At 66.6% G+C, this 15,000-nt stretch carries 16 protein-coding genes; 9 read left to right on the top strand and 7 right to left on the bottom strand.

From position 1 onward, the window contains the following. Positions 1-160: 160 nt before the first annotated feature. Positions 161-1,174 (top strand): esterase-like activity of phytase family protein, encoded by a 1,014-nt coding sequence (locus U1H82_RS09350; protein ID WP_322964655.1) that lies wholly within the window; start codon positions 161-163, stop codon positions 1,172-1,174. Between the two features lie 155 nt (positions 1,175-1,329). On the opposite strand, the gene rpmB is transcribed toward U1H82_RS09350, so the two are convergent. Next, positions 1,330-1,638 carry a 50S ribosomal protein L28 gene (gene rpmB, locus U1H82_RS09345; RefSeq protein ID WP_056432158.1) on the bottom strand — a complete coding sequence of 103 codons (309 nt, stop codon included), beginning with the start codon at positions 1,636-1,638 and terminating at the stop codon, positions 1,330-1,332. Positions 1,639-1,787: 149 nt separating this feature from the next. Here rpmB and U1H82_RS09340 point away from each other — a divergent pair, with 149 nt between their 5' ends. From U1H82_RS09340 to U1H82_RS09330, 3 genes are all read left to right on the top strand, one after another. Continuing rightward, positions 1,788-2,000, top strand: coding sequence for a hypothetical protein (locus tag U1H82_RS09340; protein ID WP_322964654.1), 213 nt, complete (start codon positions 1,788-1,790; stop codon positions 1,998-2,000). A gap of 72 nt (positions 2,001-2,072) precedes the next feature. Then, positions 2,073-2,501 carry a nucleoside deaminase gene (locus U1H82_RS09335; RefSeq protein WP_322964775.1) on the top strand — a complete coding sequence of 143 codons (429 nt, stop codon included), beginning with the start codon at positions 2,073-2,075 and terminating at the stop codon, positions 2,499-2,501. An 8-nt stretch (positions 2,502-2,509) separates the two neighbouring features. Further along, complete coding sequence (locus U1H82_RS09330; RefSeq protein WP_322964653.1) at positions 2,510-2,986, top strand: AAA family ATPase; 477 nt, start codon at positions 2,510-2,512, stop codon at positions 2,984-2,986. Between the two features lie 75 nt (positions 2,987-3,061). On the opposite strand, the gene U1H82_RS09325 is transcribed toward U1H82_RS09330, so the two are convergent. Beyond that, on the bottom strand, positions 3,062-3,739 hold the full coding sequence (locus U1H82_RS09325) for a YiaD family glycine zipper/OmpA-like lipoprotein (RefSeq protein ID WP_322964652.1): 678 nt from the start codon (positions 3,737-3,739) through the stop codon (positions 3,062-3,064). Between the two features lie 144 nt (positions 3,740-3,883). Between U1H82_RS09325 and U1H82_RS09320 the strand changes: the two genes are divergently transcribed. Then, positions 3,884-5,185: a hemolysin family protein gene (locus U1H82_RS09320; protein WP_322964651.1), complete on the top strand. Its 1,302-nt coding sequence runs from the start codon at positions 3,884-3,886 to the stop codon at positions 5,183-5,185. Here U1H82_RS09320 and U1H82_RS09315 read toward each other — a convergent pair. From U1H82_RS09315 to purD, 4 genes are read right to left on the bottom strand one after another with little or no spacing between them, the layout of a single operon-like run. Beyond that, positions 5,172-5,606, bottom strand: coding sequence for a hypothetical protein (locus tag U1H82_RS09315; protein WP_322964650.1), 435 nt, complete (start codon positions 5,604-5,606; stop codon positions 5,172-5,174). The genes U1H82_RS09320 and U1H82_RS09315 overlap by 14 nt on opposite strands. A gap of 36 nt (positions 5,607-5,642) precedes the next feature. Further along, positions 5,643-6,203 (bottom strand): hydrolase, encoded by a 561-nt coding sequence (locus U1H82_RS09310; protein ID WP_322964649.1) that lies wholly within the window; start codon positions 6,201-6,203, stop codon positions 5,643-5,645. A gap of 34 nt (positions 6,204-6,237) precedes the next feature. Beyond that, complete coding sequence (locus tag U1H82_RS09305) at positions 6,238-6,930, bottom strand: helix-hairpin-helix domain-containing protein (RefSeq protein WP_322964648.1); 693 nt, start codon at positions 6,928-6,930, stop codon at positions 6,238-6,240. Positions 6,931-6,980: 50 nt separating this feature from the next. Next, positions 6,981-8,258: a phosphoribosylamine--glycine ligase gene (gene purD, locus U1H82_RS09300; protein ID WP_322964647.1), complete on the bottom strand. Its 1,278-nt coding sequence runs from the start codon at positions 8,256-8,258 to the stop codon at positions 6,981-6,983. On the opposite strand from purD, the gene xseA reads away from it, so the two are divergent. The 3 genes from xseA to U1H82_RS09285 are packed head-to-tail and all read left to right on the top strand — an operon-like array spanning position 8,257 to position 10,782. Further along, positions 8,257-9,663 (top strand): exodeoxyribonuclease VII large subunit, encoded by a 1,407-nt coding sequence (gene xseA / locus U1H82_RS09295; protein WP_322964646.1) that lies wholly within the window; start codon positions 8,257-8,259, stop codon positions 9,661-9,663. The genes purD and xseA overlap by 2 nt on opposite strands. A gap of 19 nt (positions 9,664-9,682) precedes the next feature. Then, positions 9,683-9,883 carry a DUF2093 domain-containing protein gene (locus U1H82_RS09290; protein WP_322964645.1) on the top strand — a complete coding sequence of 67 codons (201 nt, stop codon included), beginning with the start codon at positions 9,683-9,685 and terminating at the stop codon, positions 9,881-9,883. After that, positions 9,880-10,782, top strand: coding sequence for a M23 family metallopeptidase (locus tag U1H82_RS09285; protein WP_322964644.1), 903 nt, complete (start codon positions 9,880-9,882; stop codon positions 10,780-10,782). Before U1H82_RS09290 ends, U1H82_RS09285 begins: the two co-directional genes overlap by 4 nt. Positions 10,783-10,795: 13 nt before the next feature. On the opposite strand, the gene U1H82_RS09280 is transcribed toward U1H82_RS09285, so the two are convergent. Beyond that, complete coding sequence (locus tag U1H82_RS09280; RefSeq protein ID WP_322964643.1) at positions 10,796-11,290, bottom strand: hypothetical protein; 495 nt, start codon at positions 11,288-11,290, stop codon at positions 10,796-10,798. 320 nt (positions 11,291-11,610) lie between these two features. Here U1H82_RS09280 and U1H82_RS09275 point away from each other — a divergent pair, with 320 nt between their 5' ends. Then, positions 11,611-14,604, top strand: a complete 2,994-nt coding sequence (locus tag U1H82_RS09275; protein WP_322964642.1) for a TonB-dependent receptor domain-containing protein — start codon at positions 11,611-11,613, stop codon at positions 14,602-14,604. The last annotated feature ends 396 nt before the right edge of the window (positions 14,605-15,000 follow it).

Here is a 15,000-nt window from a genome sequence, read left to right as displayed (position 1 = left end):
TATCGATCGACGGTCCCGTCCGTCGTCGTCGAGGGCCTTTCTGGGCGATTCGGATTGAGCCTTTCCTGAATGTCCCCGTTATCCTCCGTTCATACAATCGGCCCCCGGCGGCCGTGTCGGAAGGGGCTGTCGTGCTGCGCCGCAGCGCGTATGAGGCGTCATGCGCATCCTCTTATCCTGCCTGTTGATATTGGCCCTGGTGCCGGGATGGTCGGGGGAAGAGCGGCTGGCGCTGTTCGAGGGCAAGCCGCAAATGGATGTCCGCCGGGTCGACCTCGATCCCCGCGACCCGACGCGGCGGCGGGTCGGGGCGTTGACCTATCTCGGCGGGGTCGTCCTCACCAGCCGCATGTCGGCCTTTGGCGGCTATTCCTCGCTCGCGGTGGCGGGGGACCATTTCGTGCTGCTCAGCGACGGTGGCAATATAGTGCGCTTCCGCATGGGGGCGGACTGGCGGCCCCATGACCTGCGGTTCGGCAATCTGCCCGCCGGGCCCGCGACCGGCTGGATGAAGGCCGATCGCGACAGCGAGTCGCTGGCGGTCGATCCCCGGACCGGGCAAGCCTGGGTCGGGTTCGAGAATTTCAACCAAATCTGGCGCTACGCCCCCGACTTCACCCGTGCGGAGGGCTATGTCGCGCCGCATGACATGGAAGACTGGCCCGGCAATGGCGGGGCCGAATCGCTCGCCCGGTTGCCCGATGGGCGATTCGTGACCATTTCCGAAGTCGCGGAAATTTCGAAGAAAGCCTGGCGCGGCGGCGAGGCATCGCGAGAGAACAGCCGACAGGGGGTGATCTTCGCAGGCGATCCGCTGAAGGGCCAGGCCCGGCGCTTCGCCTATCGCGTGTCACCGCATTATGATGTCGCCGATGCTGCCGCCCTGCCTGACGGATCGCTGGTGGTCGTCGAGCGGCGTTTCCGGCTGCCGTTCCGCTTCTCGAATCGGATCATGCTGGTCCCCGCCGATCAGATCGCACCCGGCCGGGTGGCGCGGGGACGCCTGCTCGCCGAACTCGACGCGCCGCTGATCCATGACAATTTCGAAGGGGTGGCGGTGACCCGCGAAGCGGGAGCGACCATCCTGTGGCTGGTGTCCGACGACAACCAACTGTTCCTGCAGCACAGCTATCTGCTCAAATTCCGGCTGGACGACCACGCCATAGGGCATTGATTCGACCGCATAGGGGAGATGGCAGGTCGAAGGCCTGACGGAGGAGGCGTCGGGGAGAAACGACCGCTCTCCTGATCGGGTGCACAAGCTCAACGACGAAAACCCGCCGCTCCGGGGAGCGGCGGGCTTCAACCCGTCAACCGACGCGTCGCGGATTAGGCGGCGGCGGCTTCGGTCTTGGCGGCGGCCAGCTTCTTGACGACGTCGCGCTTCAGGCGACGCACGCGCAAGGAGAGCTGATCGTCCGAGGTCTTGACCAGCCAGTTGTCCAGCCCGCCATTATGCTCGACCGAACGCAGGCCGTGGGTCGAAACGCGAAGACGGACGCTCTTTTCGAGCGAGTCCGAAATCAGCGTGACGTTCTGCAGGTTCGGCAGGAACGTACGCTTGGTCTTGTTGTTGGCGTGGGAAACGTTGTTACCCACCTGCCGGCCCTTGCCGGTCAGCTCGCAAATGCGCGACATGATCGTTATCCTGGTTTCAGGCAGTGCCCGGAAAGGCCGCGCCGATACCCCGTCCGGGGGGTGGCGTCAACCGATTCCCGGAAAAGAGGGGTGCAACTGGGCTTCGTCGGCTGCGTTGTTACGGCAACGAACCTTTGGGAGCCAGGGTCATGCGCGCTTTTCTCGTCCTGTTGGGCATCGTCCTTCTGCTGGTTGCCGGTGCCATGGCGATGGGCTGGATCAATATCGACCAGACCCGCCCGGCGGTGGTCCAGGCCCCCGCCTTCCGCGCCGAAGGGCCCAAGGTGTCGGTCGGCACCACCCAGAAGACGGTCGAGGTGCCGACGGTGAGCGTCGAGAAGCCCGCCGACAACGCCCAGTAAGTCCGCCCAAGCGCCCTTGCCCGGAGGACGGGCGCGGGGCAGGGAGGGGCGATGTTTCCGCTCCCCGTCCCGATGCGCGCCGCGCTCGACGCCGCTGCCCAGGCGGGGCTGGCGGGCGAGGTGCCGGTGGGCGCGGTGGTGATACGGGACGGCGCGATCATCGCGACGGGGGCGAACGCGCCGCGTCGCCTGCACGACCCGACCGCCCATGCCGAAATCCAGGCGATTCGCGCCGCCGCCTTGGTGCTGGGCCGCGACCGGCTGGAGGATTGCGACCTGTGGGTCACGCTGGAGCCGTGCGCCATGTGCGCGGGAGCCATCGCCCATGCCCGAATCGCCCGGCTCTATTACGCCGCTAGCGACCCCAAGGGCGGCGCGGTCGAACATGGTCCGCGCTTCTTCGGTCAGCCGACCTGTCACCATCGGCCGGAAATCTACGCGGGGATGGGCGAAGCGGAGGCGGCCAGCCTGCTCCGCGACTTCTTCAGCGCGCGGCGATAGGGATGGGGATGGCCATGGCCGATCGGATAGTCATTGATCCAGACGCGTTTTTGGAAACCGATCACGGGCGGGTGTGGACACCGGAGCGAAACGAGGCGGCTTGGGCATGGGCCTATGGGGCGCTGGAACAGGCGATCTCGCGCGCTCCCCGGTCTGGTAAGGTCATCTTGGTTTGCGGGGTGCAGGGCGCGGGCAAGACAAGCTGGATCGCGTCCCAACCCGTCTGTCCGACGACCATCTATTTCGATGCGGCACTACCCGGCATGCGCCACCGCGCCAGGATCATCGCCATCGCCCGGCAAGCCGACATGCCGATCGAGGCGGTATGGATCGATACGCCGGTCGCGATTGCCCTGGCCCGCAACGCATGCCGCCCGGCCGATAAGGTCGTGCCGGAATCCGCTATCCTGTCGGTCGCCGCGCAGTTCGAGCCACCATCATTGGTCGAAGGGTTCGCGCGCGTTCATGTCCACAAGGGCGGATAAGGCGCGTTCGACTAAGGCAAAGGGCCCGGACGGTATCCCGCCCGAGCCCTTTCCCATCAGCGAATCTCCAAGCGATCAGCGCAGATCGCCCTCGCGGATCGGCACGATCTTGATCTCGACACGGCGATTGGCGGCGCGGCCTTCCTCGGTGTCGTTCGAGGCGATCGGCTGCGACTTGCCGAAGCCGCGCGTGCCGATGCGGGCAGGCTGCACCCCGCGCGACGCCAGATAGTCGGCGACCGCCACCGCGCGCTGTTCGGACAGGCGCTGGTTATAGGCGTCGCTGCCGGTCGAATCGGTATGGCCGTACACGTCGATATAGGTCTGCTTATACTGCGACAGGATGTCGGCGACCTGATCCAGCGTCTGGCGGAACTGCGGCTGCACCTGCGCCGAATTATAGGCGAAGGTGATACCCGAGGGCAGGTTCAGCAGCAGGTCGTCGCCCTGGCGGACCACCTGGACATCGGTGCCCGCGGTGCGTGCGCGCAGGTCGCGCTCCTGCTTGTCCATATAGGCGCCGATGCCGGCCCCGGCGAGGCCGCCGATCCCGGCGCCCAGGATCTTCTCGGTCCGGTCGTGCCGTCCGCCGACCAGATCGCCCAGCAGATAGCCGCCGACCGCGCCGCCGATGCCGCCGATCGCGGCCTTGGACAGGCGCTGCTGGCCGGTTTCCGGGTCGGTGGTGCAGGCCGAGGTGGCGACCAGGGCCGACAGGGCGGCGGCGGTCAGAAACTTTGCGGGCAGTCGCATGAACATGATCCTTCTTGGCTTTTCACAGCGTCTCGTCCCCCGGAACGCCGTGTCGCTTGGCCTTGTTCCGCAGGCGAACTGAACGGAACATGACGACAGGAGTTGTCGAAGCCCTGTCCGCCCCGCTATGAGCACTTCGTACCGATGGCACCGCTGCCCCCCTTTCCGTGGATCGACGTCCTCATCATCCTCGCGCTCGTCGCCCTGAACGGGGCGTTCGCGATGAGCGAACTTGCGATCGTCTCGTCCCGGCGTGCCCGGCTGGAGGCGATGGCGCGGAGCGGGCGCAAGGGCGCGCAGGCCGCGCTGACGCTCGCTGCCGATCCCGGCAAGTTCCTGTCGACCGTCCAGATCGGCATCACCCTGACCGGCATCATCGCGGGCGCCTATTCGGGCGCGAGCCTGGGCACGCCGACCGCGGCGCGGCTGGAGGCGCTGGGCGTATCACCCTCGACCGCCGCGACCCTGGGCTTCGCGCTGGTCATCGGCCTGACCACTTATGCTTCGCTGATCCTGGGCGAACTGGTGCCCAAGCAGTTCGCGCTGCGCAAGCCCGAGCCGATCGCCGCCTTCGTCGCGGTGCCGATGCGCTGGCTGGCGGTCGTGACCGCGCCGATCGTCTGGATACTCGATTCGACCAGCGGGGTGATCTTCAAGCTGCTGGGCCTGAACCGCGATAACGAGGATCAGGTGACGGCCGAGGAACTGCACCTGATCGTCGCCGAGGCGTCCAAGTCCGGCGTGATCGAGGAGCATGAACGCTCGATCATCTCGGGCGTGGTGCGGCTGGCCGACCGGCCGGTGCGCGAGGTGATGACGCCGCGTACCGAGATCGACTGGCTGGACTGCACGCTGGATGACGAGGCGATCCGCGCCAAGCTGCTGGAAAGCCCGCGCACCCGCCTGCCGGTGGGTGAGGGCTCGATCGACGCGGTGGTCGGCGTGGTGCAGGCGCGCGACATCGCCATGGCGCTGTTTCGGGGCGAGCCGCTCGACCTGAAGCATCTGATGCGCAAGGCGCCGGTCGTGATCGACCGGATCGATGCGATGGACGTGCTGCTGGCGCTGCGTCAGGCCGAGGTGCCGATGGCGCTGATCCATGACGAATATGGCCATTTCGAAGGGATCGTGACCCCGTCCGACCTGCTGGCCGCGATCGCGGGCGAGTTCGCCTCCGACGCCGATCCGGGCGAGGCGCCGTCGGTGGTCGAGCGCGACGACGGGTCGCTGCTGGTCGCAGGCACCATGGCGGCGGACGCGCTGGCTGACCGGCTGGGCATCGACCTGCCCGACGACCGCGATTACGCGACCGTCGCCGGGCTGGCGCTGGCGGTGTTCCGCCATCTGCCCGGCGAGGGCGAGAGCTTCGTCGAACAGGGCTGGCGCTTCGAGGTGGTGGACCTGGACGGCCGTCGGATCGACAAGCTGCTGGTCAGCGAGGCTTAAGCGCTTCCGGCTTCGGCGGCGGCGGCAGGGCCACGAAGCCGATCCGCTCGAACCCAGCCTGTTGGGCGAGGTAGATGACCCCGGCGGTGCAGCGATAGGGTATGTCGGCCGCGCTGCCGATCGAGGCTGAAGCCCAGCTCCGACGCGCTTCGCGTAATGCCGTCATCGCGGCCGCATCGTCTTTGGGCAATGTGAAGAGCTGATCCAACACCTTCATCGTACAGATGTCGGGCGGGGTGTGCGCCATCGTGATTTGGAGCGAGGCTTCGGCTTTACGGTCGGAAGGGGCCATGGCCAAAGCCGCCGGGGCCATGGTCATGATCACGGGCAGTGTAGCGATCGACCAAGGCGTCATGCGATGAAGGCTATCAGTCGTTCCTGATGTCGACAATGGCCGGTGGGCTTCGTGCGTCCCGATCATGTCATCCCGCTTTAGAAGCGGCGGCGGCGGCCAGCCTCAACCCTTCAACATGATATCCCCAGACGCCACCACCCGCGCGATGTGGGGGAGGATGTTCTGGATGGTGAAGGCATGAAGGTCCGACGAGCGCGAGGCGCAGGCATCCTCGGCGATGACCACGTCATAGGACAGCTCCCACGCCGAGCGTGCGGTCGATTCGACGCCCATGTTGGTCGAGATGCCCGCGATCACCACCGTTCGCACCCCGCGCCGCCGCAGGTGCAGGTCCAGGTCGGTGCCGGTGAAGGCGCCCCAGTGGTGCTTCAGGACGACGATGTCGCCGGGCTGGCGCAGGTCGGGGACCAGTTCGCTGAACTCGGGCGGGGTGCCCTGGGGCGGCAGGCTGGGGCGGTCGACAGTCTGGCTGGGCATCGTCTCCGGCGTGAAGCCGACATGGACCAGCACCACCGGCGCGCCCGCCTCGCGGAAGCGGGTGGCGAGCGGCTTGGCGGCTGCCACCACCTCGTCGCCTGATCGCGGGCCGCCCGCATAAGGAAGGATGCCCTTTTGCAGGTCGATGAGGATCAGCGCGGTGGTCTTGGGATCGAGCGTCGTCATCGCCCCTCAACCGGCAAGCGGGGCGGCCGTTCCGTTACAGCCGCCCGAACACCGCCTCGAACCCCGCCCGGTCGCCCGCTGCGAGCAGCCGCGCCTGTTCGAGCCAGCGGTCGCGCGCCATACGCCCTGAAAAGGCCCCGAGTTGCGCGTCGAGCGCCTGGGCCTGGGCCTCGCTGAGCGCCGCCATGTCGCCGACCGTGGCGATGCCATGCTCGGCCAGCTTCTGGGTCAGCTTGGGCCCCAGGCCCTTCAACAGCGTGATCGGCTGGTCTTCGGGCCGCGCCGCGCCTGTCGAGGCCGGGGCGGCCTCGGCAGCGGGGCTGGCCGCCATCGGGGCAGCGGCGGCCACCGGCTCGTCGTTGAGCGGTTCGTCGGTGACGACCGGCTCTTCGGGCGCGGCGGGGGCGGGCATTACCGGCGGCGGGGGCGGCGGTGGTGTGACCGGGGTCGGCGTCGGGGCAGGGGCAGGCGTCGCCTTCGGCTCGGTCAGCGAGGCTTCGCTAAGCGGCGTGCTGTCCGGCTGGCGCAGCGCGACGCCCGCTTCTTGCGCATTCTCGTCCACCTGCCGCGCGGCATGGGTGCGCCGCCGCTTCAGCCGCATCCCGATCACGATCACCGCGATGGCGGCGAGCGCGACCAGGGCGATCAGGACGAAATGGATGGTCGTGATAGTGGCCACGCCATCGGGGATCAGGCTTGTCGCTGGTGCTGCGGTCGTGTCGTTCATTGCCTCACCCTATTATCCCATGGCCTTGGTCGCGAGCCCAATCGATCGGATCAACCCTGGGTTCCCGACTCGCGGGCAACCTCGCGCCAGCCGATGTCGCGGCGGCAAAAGCCATCGGGGAAACGGATCGCATCGACCGCGCGGTACGCGGCGGCCTGTGCCTCGGCGACGCTGGGCGCGCTGGCGGTCACGGCCAGTACGCGGCCGCCGCTGGCGACCAGCTGTTCGCCGTCTTGTCGCGTGCCCGCCTGGAACACGACCGCGCCGGTCGCCTCGGCGGTGTCGAGTCCGTCAATGGACCCGCCCGCCTTGGGCGTGCCGGGATAGCCCGAAGCCGCCATCACGACGGTCAGCGCGGGATCGTCGGAGAAGCTGGGCGCAGGGATGTCGGCCAGCCGCCCCTCGGCCACCGCCAGCATCACCGCCAGCAGATCGCCCTGGAAACGCAGCATCAGCACCTGGCATTCGGGATCGCCGAAGCGGGCATTATATTCGATCAGCTTGGGCCCCTGCTCGGTCAGCATCAGCCCGGCATAGAGCACGCCCGAAAAGGGCGTTCCCTCGGCCCGCAGCGTATCGACGGTCGGGCGAACGATCCGGTCGATCGCCTGTTGCTCCAGCTCGGGTGTCAGGACCCGCGCGGGGCTGTACGCGCCCATGCCGCCGGTATTGGGGCCGGTATCGCCATCGCCGACGCGCTTGTGGTCCTGTGCCGAGCCGAAGGGGAGCAGAGCCTCGCCATCGGTCAGGACGAACAGGCTCGCCTCCTCGCCCTCCAGGAACTCCTCGATCACCACTTCGGCGCCGGGCACCGAGAACAGGTCGGTGATCGCGCCCTCGGCCTCGGCCTTGGTGAAGGCGACGGTCACGCCCTTGCCCGCCGCCAGCCCATCGGCCTTGATGACCACCGGCAGGCCGAAGGTCGAGGCGAGCGCGGCCTGCGCCTCCGCCAGCGTGCCCACCCGGACATAACCGGCGGTCGGGATGTCGGCGCGGCGGCACAGATCCTTGGTGAAGCCCTTCGAGCCCTCCAGTTGCGCGGCGGCCTTGCTCGGCCCGAACACGGGCACGCCCTCGGCGCGCAGCGAATCGGCCAGGCCGTCGACCAGCGGTGCCTCGGGGCCGATCACGACCAGGCCGATCGCGTGATCCTTCACGAACGCTACCACGGCGGCGTGATCGGTCGCGTTCAAGCCTACGCAGGTCGCATGGGCAGCGATACCGGGGTTGCCGGGCGCGGCGTAGAGCGTATCTAACCCGTTCGACTGTGCCAGCTTCCACGCCAGCGCATGTTCGCGGCCACCCGATCCCAGCAACAGGACGTTCATGCCCGATCCTTATCCCTATGACGACAGTGCGAGGCTGGTAGCCGAGGAGATCGCTGGCGACAACGCGCTCGCGCTATCGGTGGGCGAACTCAGCCTGAAGCTGAAGCGGATGGTGGAGGGCGAATTCGGCCATGTCCGCCTGCGCGGTGAGATTTCGGGCTATAAGCGCGCCACCTCGGGCCATGTCTATATGAGCCTGAAGGACGAGAATGCGGTCATCGACGCGGTCATGTGGAAGGGGGCGGCGAACACCTTGCCCTTCCAGCCGCAGGACGGGGTGGAGGTGATCGCCACCGGCCGCCTGACCACCTTCCCCGGCCGGTCCAAATACCAGATCGTCGTCGAGCGGATGGAACTGGCGGGGGCGGGCGCGCTGATGGCGCTGCTCGAAAAGCTGAAGGCGAAACTGGCGGGCGAGGGGTTGTTCGACCGCGACCGCAAGCGCGCGCTCCCCTTCATGCCGCCGGTGATCGGCGTCGTCACTTCGCCCACCGGCGCGGTGATCCGCGACATCCTCCATCGGCTGGAGGATCGCTGTCCCACCCATGTCATCGTCTGGCCGGTGAAGGTCCAGGGCGCGGGCTCGGCGGAAGAGGTCGCCGCGGCGATCCGGGGCTTCGACGCGATTGCGCCCGGCGGCACGGTGCCGCGTCCCGATCTGGTGATCGTCGCGCGCGGCGGCGGTTCGATCGAGGATTTGTGGTCGTTCAACGAGGAGATCGTGGTGCGCGCGGTGGCGGAGTGCTCCATCCCGATCATCTCGGCGGTGGGGCATGAGACCGACACGACCCTGTGCGACTATGCCGCCGATCTGCGCGCACCGACCCCCACGGCGGCGGCGGAGATCGCGGTGCCGGTGCTCGCCGACCTGCGCCTGACGGTCGCCAGCCACCGCCAGCGCACCGAACGCTGTGCGCGCCGCTATGTCGAGCGCGGTCGCGAGCGGCTGGATGCGATGGCGCGGTTGCTGCCCAAGCGCGACCAGTTGCTGGGGCCGCAGCGCCAGCGCGCGGACGAAGCGGGCGCGCGGCTCGATCGCGGGCTGGAACGGCGGGTGACGCTGGCGCGCGGCGGGCTGGACCGGGCAGGCGCGGCGCTGCGTCCGGCTGTGCTGGAGCGGCAGGTGGAGCGCGGGCGCGACCGGCTGGCCGCGACGTGGCGGCTGGTCCAGTCGCTCAATCCCGACCGTATCCTGGAGCGCGGCTATGCCCGGATCACCGCGCGGCCCGGCGGCGAAACGCTGTCCTCGGCCGAGGCGGCGCGCGCGGCCGACACGCTGACCCTGCGTTTCCGTGACGGCACGGTCGATGTGGCGGTGGAGCGGGCCGGGGTTGAGCGGCCTGCGCCCAAAATCTATGACAAGCCCAGGCGGGAACCGAAAGCCGACCAGCCGACGCTTCTCTGATGCTTTCGAAAGAGCGAATATGTTGATGTCGAATACCGATCGCCCCGCGCGGCTGCATTATATGGCCAATGGTTTTCGCGTGCTGGCGCCGGGCGACCATGTCGTCTGCGCGGTGACCGGGCGGCGGATTCCGCTGGAGGATCTGAAATATTGGAGCGCGGCGCGGCAGGAAGCCTATGCCGATGCGGAGGCGACGGCCAAGGTGCTCGCGCCGCAATGAGGCTGGGCGGCGGAGGGCTTGCGCTGTTGCTGGCCGGATGCGTCGCGCCCAGCGGGCTGGTCCCGGCCCCGGCCGCAACCCCCGCGCCGCAATCCACCGCCGTGCCTGCCCCGCCGCCTGCCCAACCCTCGGTCGTGCCGCTCACCCCGTTCCGCTGGACCGGGGAACTCAGCCAGGGCGGGTTGATCCGGGGGCAGGCGCCCGCCGGTGCGGTATCGGTGACGCTGAATGGCGAAGCGATCCCGCTCGCCCCCGATGGCGCGTTCCTGGCCGGGTTCGACCGCGATGCCGGACCCGCAGCGGAACTGGTCGCGATGCTGGTCGACGGGCGACAGGTGCGCCAGCCGCTTGCCATCGCCCCGCGCGCCTGGCGGATCGAGCGGCTGAACACGCTGCCCAAATATCCCGTGCCTGATCCCGAGTTTCAGCGGCTGCGCCCCGCCGAACTGACGCAAATCCGCGCCGCCCGCGCGCAAGCGACGGATGCGGACGGCTGGCGACAGACGCTGCGCTGGCCCGCGACCGGCCGCATCTCCGGCCTGTTCGGCGCGCAACGCATCTATCGCGGTGAGCCGGGCAGCTATCACTCCGGCACCGATGTCGCCGCGTCCACCGGCACCATCGTCCGCGCGCCCGCCGAAGGCGTCGTCATCCTGGCGGCCGAGCAGCCCTTCACACTGGAGGGCCATCTGTTGATGCTCGACCACGGCCAGGGCCTGAACAGCGCCTTCCTCCATTTGTCGCGCATCGACGTGCGCCCCGGCGATCATGTCCGCCAGGGCCAGCCGATCGGCGCGGTCGGCGCGACAGGCCGCGCGACCGGCCCGCACCTCCACTGGAGCCTGCAATGGCGCGGCCGCAAGCTCGACCCGCTGCTGGTGACGGGGCCGATGCCGTAGGGGGGGTCGGCGATCAGCGGATGCGTTTGACCAGGATCGACCGCCCTCCCGCGACCGAGGCGCGATAGCCGCCGAGCGGCGCTTCCTTCAGCACGATCCTGTCCCCGGCGTCGGGGGGGAAGCCAAGCGTGTCGATGGTCTGCCACACCGATCCGTTGGCCAATTCCATGTTCCAGCGGCCTTGGGCGTTGGCGGCTTTGACCGCCCTGATGCTGCTGTCCAACTGGCGCACCGCGGTTGCATCATCGGCCTTGCCGCCGCCGAACATCTCGCCCGTCGGCACGGCAAGGCCGAAGCGCGACTGCTTGCGCGCGATAACCGTTTTGCGATCCAGCACCATCAAGTCGCCCGCCGCGCGCGAGGCCAGAATCGTCGTCGCCGCCCGATCGTAACAGGCCAGTCTCGCATGATCGTCGGGTGTCGTTTTGCAACGTTGCAGTTCGTCGAACTGGCGTACGGCCGTTTCGTCCTGGGCCAGGACTGGCGACGCCGCGAGATTGATCAACATTATGGCTAGCGCGCAACATATTCTCATTGTTTCAATCCCTTAGTATGGCGGTCTGGCTCATTTATAGGCATCCCGAGTGCGTATCCGATGAGAACCTGACGGGAGAAAGGCGCCTGTTTTGTTGCAGCCAAGGTGCCCCTTTTGTCATGAATGCCTCGTGAGCTTGCGCCTGTGGCACTTTTGCTACAATATCGTAAAAAGGTAATAATCTAACCAGAACGTGATTGTATATGGTCGTCCGCGGATTACGCTGATGTCATGCAGCAAGGTCAACTTGCGCAGGAAAGGCCCAGATCACGGGCTCTGAAAAGGGGTTAGACATGAAGCAGTTTTTCCGCGGGCAATTGCTCGCGACCAGCTTGCTGGCCGGCACGGCCATTTTGGGCGCCACGCCTGCCTTCGCGCAAACCACGGATCAGACTGGCAATGCGCCCGCCGCCGCGCCGCAGGCCGCTCAGGAGTCCGGCGTCCAGACCAACGAGTCCACCTCGTCCACGACGACCGGCGGTGACGTCGTCGTTACCGGCACGCTGATCCGCAATCCGAATATCGTCGCGACCAGCCCGGTCACCGTCGTCAGCCAGGAGGAAATCCGGCTCCGTCAGGTCAACGTCGCCGAACAGATCCTGCGCGAACTGCCGGGCGCAGTTCCCTCGATCGGTTCGCAGGTCAACAACGGCAATGGCGGTGCGTCCTTCGTCAATCTGCGCGGCCTGGGTTACAACCGCAACCTGGTCCTGCTCGATGGCGCGCGTATTGCTCCGGCCAACCTGACCGGTGCGACCGACCTGAACAATATTCCGCTGGCGCTGATCGAGCGCATGGACGTGCTGACCGGCGGTTCGTCGACGACTTATGGCGCCGATGCGATCGCGGGCGTCGTCAACTTCATTACCCGCAGCGATTTCTCCGGCGTCGATGTTGCGGTGACCGACCAGATCACCGGCAAGGGCGATGGCCACAGCTATCGCGCCGAACTGACCGTCGGCACCAATATGGACGATGGTCGCGGCAATGCGGTGCTGAGCATTGGCTATCAGGAACAGGACCCGGTCTATCAGGGCGCGCGTTCCTATGGCGTGCAGGCAATCGACTCCTACTCCGGGACTCCCGGCGGCTCGGGCACAACCGTTCCTGGCCGCTTCTCGATCACCGGTGTCGGCACGCAGCAGATCAATACGGCGACCAACACGTTCGTCCCGACCTACGCGCCGTTCAACTATAACCCTTACAATATCTATCAGACGCCGTTCCGTCGCTTCAACATCTTCGGTTCGACGAAGTATGAAGTGTCGGATCACCTGGAATTCTATAGCCAGGCGATGTATTCGAAGAACACGGTTTCGACGATCATCGCGCCGTCGGGCACCTTCGGCAATCCGCTGACCATTCCGATCAGCAATCCCTATCTTTCGGGCGGGGTGCGCGACACCTTCTGTCTCAATTCGGTCGATGCCGATCCGGCAACCGCCGGGCGTCAGGCACCGACACAGGCGCAGTGCAACAGCTATTACGCCGCGACCAGTCCGAGCGATCCGAATTATCGTACCTTCACGACCGCGGCATCCCGCCGTTTCGTCGAGGCCGGGCCGCGCATCAGTGAATACACGACGCAGCTGTTCAACATCCGGGCCGGTATCCGTGGTGCTCTGGTCGGCAATTTCAACTATGACGTGTTCGGCACGTACGGTGAGAGCGAGAACGTTCAGCGCCAGTCGGGCAACGGCCTGCTCTCGCGCCTTCAGCAGGCGGCACTGGCGACCAGCACGACGAGCTGCGTCAACACCGCCAACAACTGCGTTCCGATCAACCTGTTCGGCCCGGCGGGCAGCATCACCGCCGATCAGTTGGGCTTCATTCTGGGCGTGAACACCAGCAGCTCCGTCATGACCACGCTCGGCACGTTGCGCGGCGTCATCTCGGGGGACTTCGGCGTGTCGAGCCCGTTCGCCGAAACCCCGGTCAGCATCGCGTTCGGCGGCGAGTACCGTAAGTACACCGCGCGCACGACCTCGGATGCCGCCACTCAGACTCCGTCGGAAGTGTTGGGCAACGGTGCGGCGACGCCCGATGCCAGCGGTCGGTACGACGTTAAGGAAGGGTTCGTCGAACTCGTCGCCCCGCTTGTCGAGGATAAGCCTTTCTTCCGTAGCCTGACGCTCGAAGCCGGTGCCCGCTATTCCGACTATTCGCGGTCGGGTGGCAACTGGACGTGGAAGGCTGGCGGCAGCTGGGAGCCGGTGGCGTCGTTCAAGTTGCGCGGCCTGTATACGCGTGCAGTGCGTGCACCCAATATCGGCGAACTCTTCTCGCCAGCGGTGACCGGGCTCGACAATCTGGCGGTCGATCCGTGCGCTGGTTCTGCACCGGTCAACAATGCCAATCTGCGCGCGGTTTGCTTGGCGCAAGGTGCTCCGGCGTCGACCATCGGCAACATCAACAACGGCTCGTCGGGTCAGATCAACACGACGGGTGGCGGCAACCCGAACCTGGGCGTGGAAAAGGCGACCACTCTTACGGTCGGTGCTGTGATCCAGCCGACCTTCCTGTCGGGCTTTGCGCTGACGGTCGACTATTACAACATCAAGGTGACCAACGCGATCGGTTCGCCGACCGTGGGTGACGTGATCAATAGCTGTTTCGGCAATCTGACCGCCGCCAGCGCCACCAGCGCGGCCTGCACGGGTATCCGTCGCAATCCGTTGACCGGTAGTCTCGACGGCAGCTTCGCGACGACACCGGGCCTGCCGGTGCCGCTCGCCAATGTCGGCCAGCTCCTGACCGACGGTATCGACCTGACGGCCAACTACCGCCACAATCTGGGCTTCGGCAAGCTGGCGCTGGCTTTCAACGGCAACTGGACCAGCCGTTCGAAGTTCCAGGCGACGCCGACCTCGGTCTATCGCGAGTGCACCAGCTATTATTCGGTGAACTGCGCGTCGATCCAGCCGGAGTTCTCGTTCAACCAGCGCACCACGCTGTCGATCGACAAGGTCGATCTGTCGGTGCTGTGGCGCTTCCTGTCGCCGGCCAAGTATGAACCGCTGGCGCTGGCTGACGACATTGCGTCGGGTGGCGGGCCGGTCGCCGCTTATCAGCGGATCGGCGCCTATCACTATTTCGATCTGGCGGCGCAGTTCCAGGCGACCGACCGTTTCTCCCTGCTGTTCGCAGTGCGGAACGTGTTCGATCGCAAGCCGCCGTTCGTGGGTTCGTCGATCGGTTCGACCTCTTACAACAGCGGCAATACCTATCCGTCGACTTACGACCCGCTCGGTCGTCTGTTCTCGGTCACGGCGCGCGTTACGCTCTGACCCGACGGAAATCCTGAACATTGAGGGCGGTGGCTTCGGTCACCGCCCTTTTTTTGTGTGCCATCTGCGGTGCGATCACGGCCGTATCAGGGGCGCACGCGACAATGGCCGCAGCGCTCCATTGTGACGTTCCCTGCGCCACACACCAGTGTGACGGATTAGCGACAATAAGACATAAATAGTGTCGCAAACTGTATCATAGCAGCCTTACGATGCTCTCCCTGCAATCGATGCCAGCAGTATAGGTAAGGAGAGATAACTGATCGTTCGCCGCGCAACGGCCGGCCCTGCCGAAGAATTTTCCCGTCTTTACAATGTGATCTCCTGGCGGCAATCAAGCAACATTCGGTTACGGAAGGGAAAATCCGTAACGCGGAGTCAGGAAGCCGATGCACC

The organism is Sphingomonas fuzhouensis (assembly GCF_034659795.1).
Taxonomy (GTDB): Bacteria; Pseudomonadota; Alphaproteobacteria; order Sphingomonadales; family Sphingomonadaceae; genus Sphingomonas; species Sphingomonas fuzhouensis.
Note: the sequence above shows the minus strand (reverse complement) of the source record. Positions and strands in the feature narration are given on the sequence as shown.

Excerpts from the sequence above, each read along its gene's own strand:
- U1H82_RS09280 (WP_322964643.1), bottom strand. The coding sequence starts at position 11,290 with ATGTTGATCAATCTCGCGGCGTCGCCAGTCCTGGCCCAGGACGAAACG.
- purD (WP_322964647.1), bottom strand. The coding sequence starts at position 8,258 with ATGAACGTCCTGTTGCTGGGATCGGGTGGCCGCGAACATGCGCTGGCG.
- U1H82_RS09340 (WP_322964654.1), top strand. The coding sequence starts at position 1,788 with ATGCGCGCTTTTCTCGTCCTGTTGGGCATCGTCCTTCTGCTGGTTGCC.
- U1H82_RS09330 (WP_322964653.1), top strand. The coding sequence starts at position 2,510 with ATGGCCATGGCCGATCGGATAGTCATTGATCCAGACGCGTTTTTGGAA.
- U1H82_RS09275 (WP_322964642.1), top strand. The coding sequence starts at position 11,611 with ATGAAGCAGTTTTTCCGCGGGCAATTGCTCGCGACCAGCTTGCTGGCC.
- U1H82_RS09350 (WP_322964655.1), top strand. The coding sequence starts at position 161 with ATGCGCATCCTCTTATCCTGCCTGTTGATATTGGCCCTGGTGCCGGGA.
- U1H82_RS09310 (WP_322964649.1), bottom strand. The coding sequence starts at position 6,203 with ATGACGACGCTCGATCCCAAGACCACCGCGCTGATCCTCATCGACCTG.
- U1H82_RS09305 (WP_322964648.1), bottom strand. The coding sequence starts at position 6,930 with ATGAACGACACGACCGCAGCACCAGCGACAAGCCTGATCCCCGATGGC.
- U1H82_RS09325 (WP_322964652.1), bottom strand. The coding sequence starts at position 3,739 with ATGCGACTGCCCGCAAAGTTTCTGACCGCCGCCGCCCTGTCGGCCCTG.
- rpmB (WP_056432158.1), bottom strand. The coding sequence starts at position 1,638 with ATGTCGCGCATTTGCGAGCTGACCGGCAAGGGCCGGCAGGTGGGTAAC.
- U1H82_RS09335 (WP_322964775.1), top strand. The coding sequence starts at position 2,073 with ATGCGCGCCGCGCTCGACGCCGCTGCCCAGGCGGGGCTGGCGGGCGAG.
- U1H82_RS09320 (WP_322964651.1), top strand. The coding sequence starts at position 3,884 with ATGGCACCGCTGCCCCCCTTTCCGTGGATCGACGTCCTCATCATCCTC.
- U1H82_RS09290 (WP_322964645.1), top strand. The coding sequence starts at position 9,683 with ATGTTGATGTCGAATACCGATCGCCCCGCGCGGCTGCATTATATGGCC.
- U1H82_RS09315 (WP_322964650.1), bottom strand. The coding sequence starts at position 5,606 with ATGATCGGGACGCACGAAGCCCACCGGCCATTGTCGACATCAGGAACG.
- U1H82_RS09285 (WP_322964644.1), top strand. The coding sequence starts at position 9,880 with ATGAGGCTGGGCGGCGGAGGGCTTGCGCTGTTGCTGGCCGGATGCGTC.
- xseA (WP_322964646.1), top strand. The coding sequence starts at position 8,257 with ATGCCCGATCCTTATCCCTATGACGACAGTGCGAGGCTGGTAGCCGAG.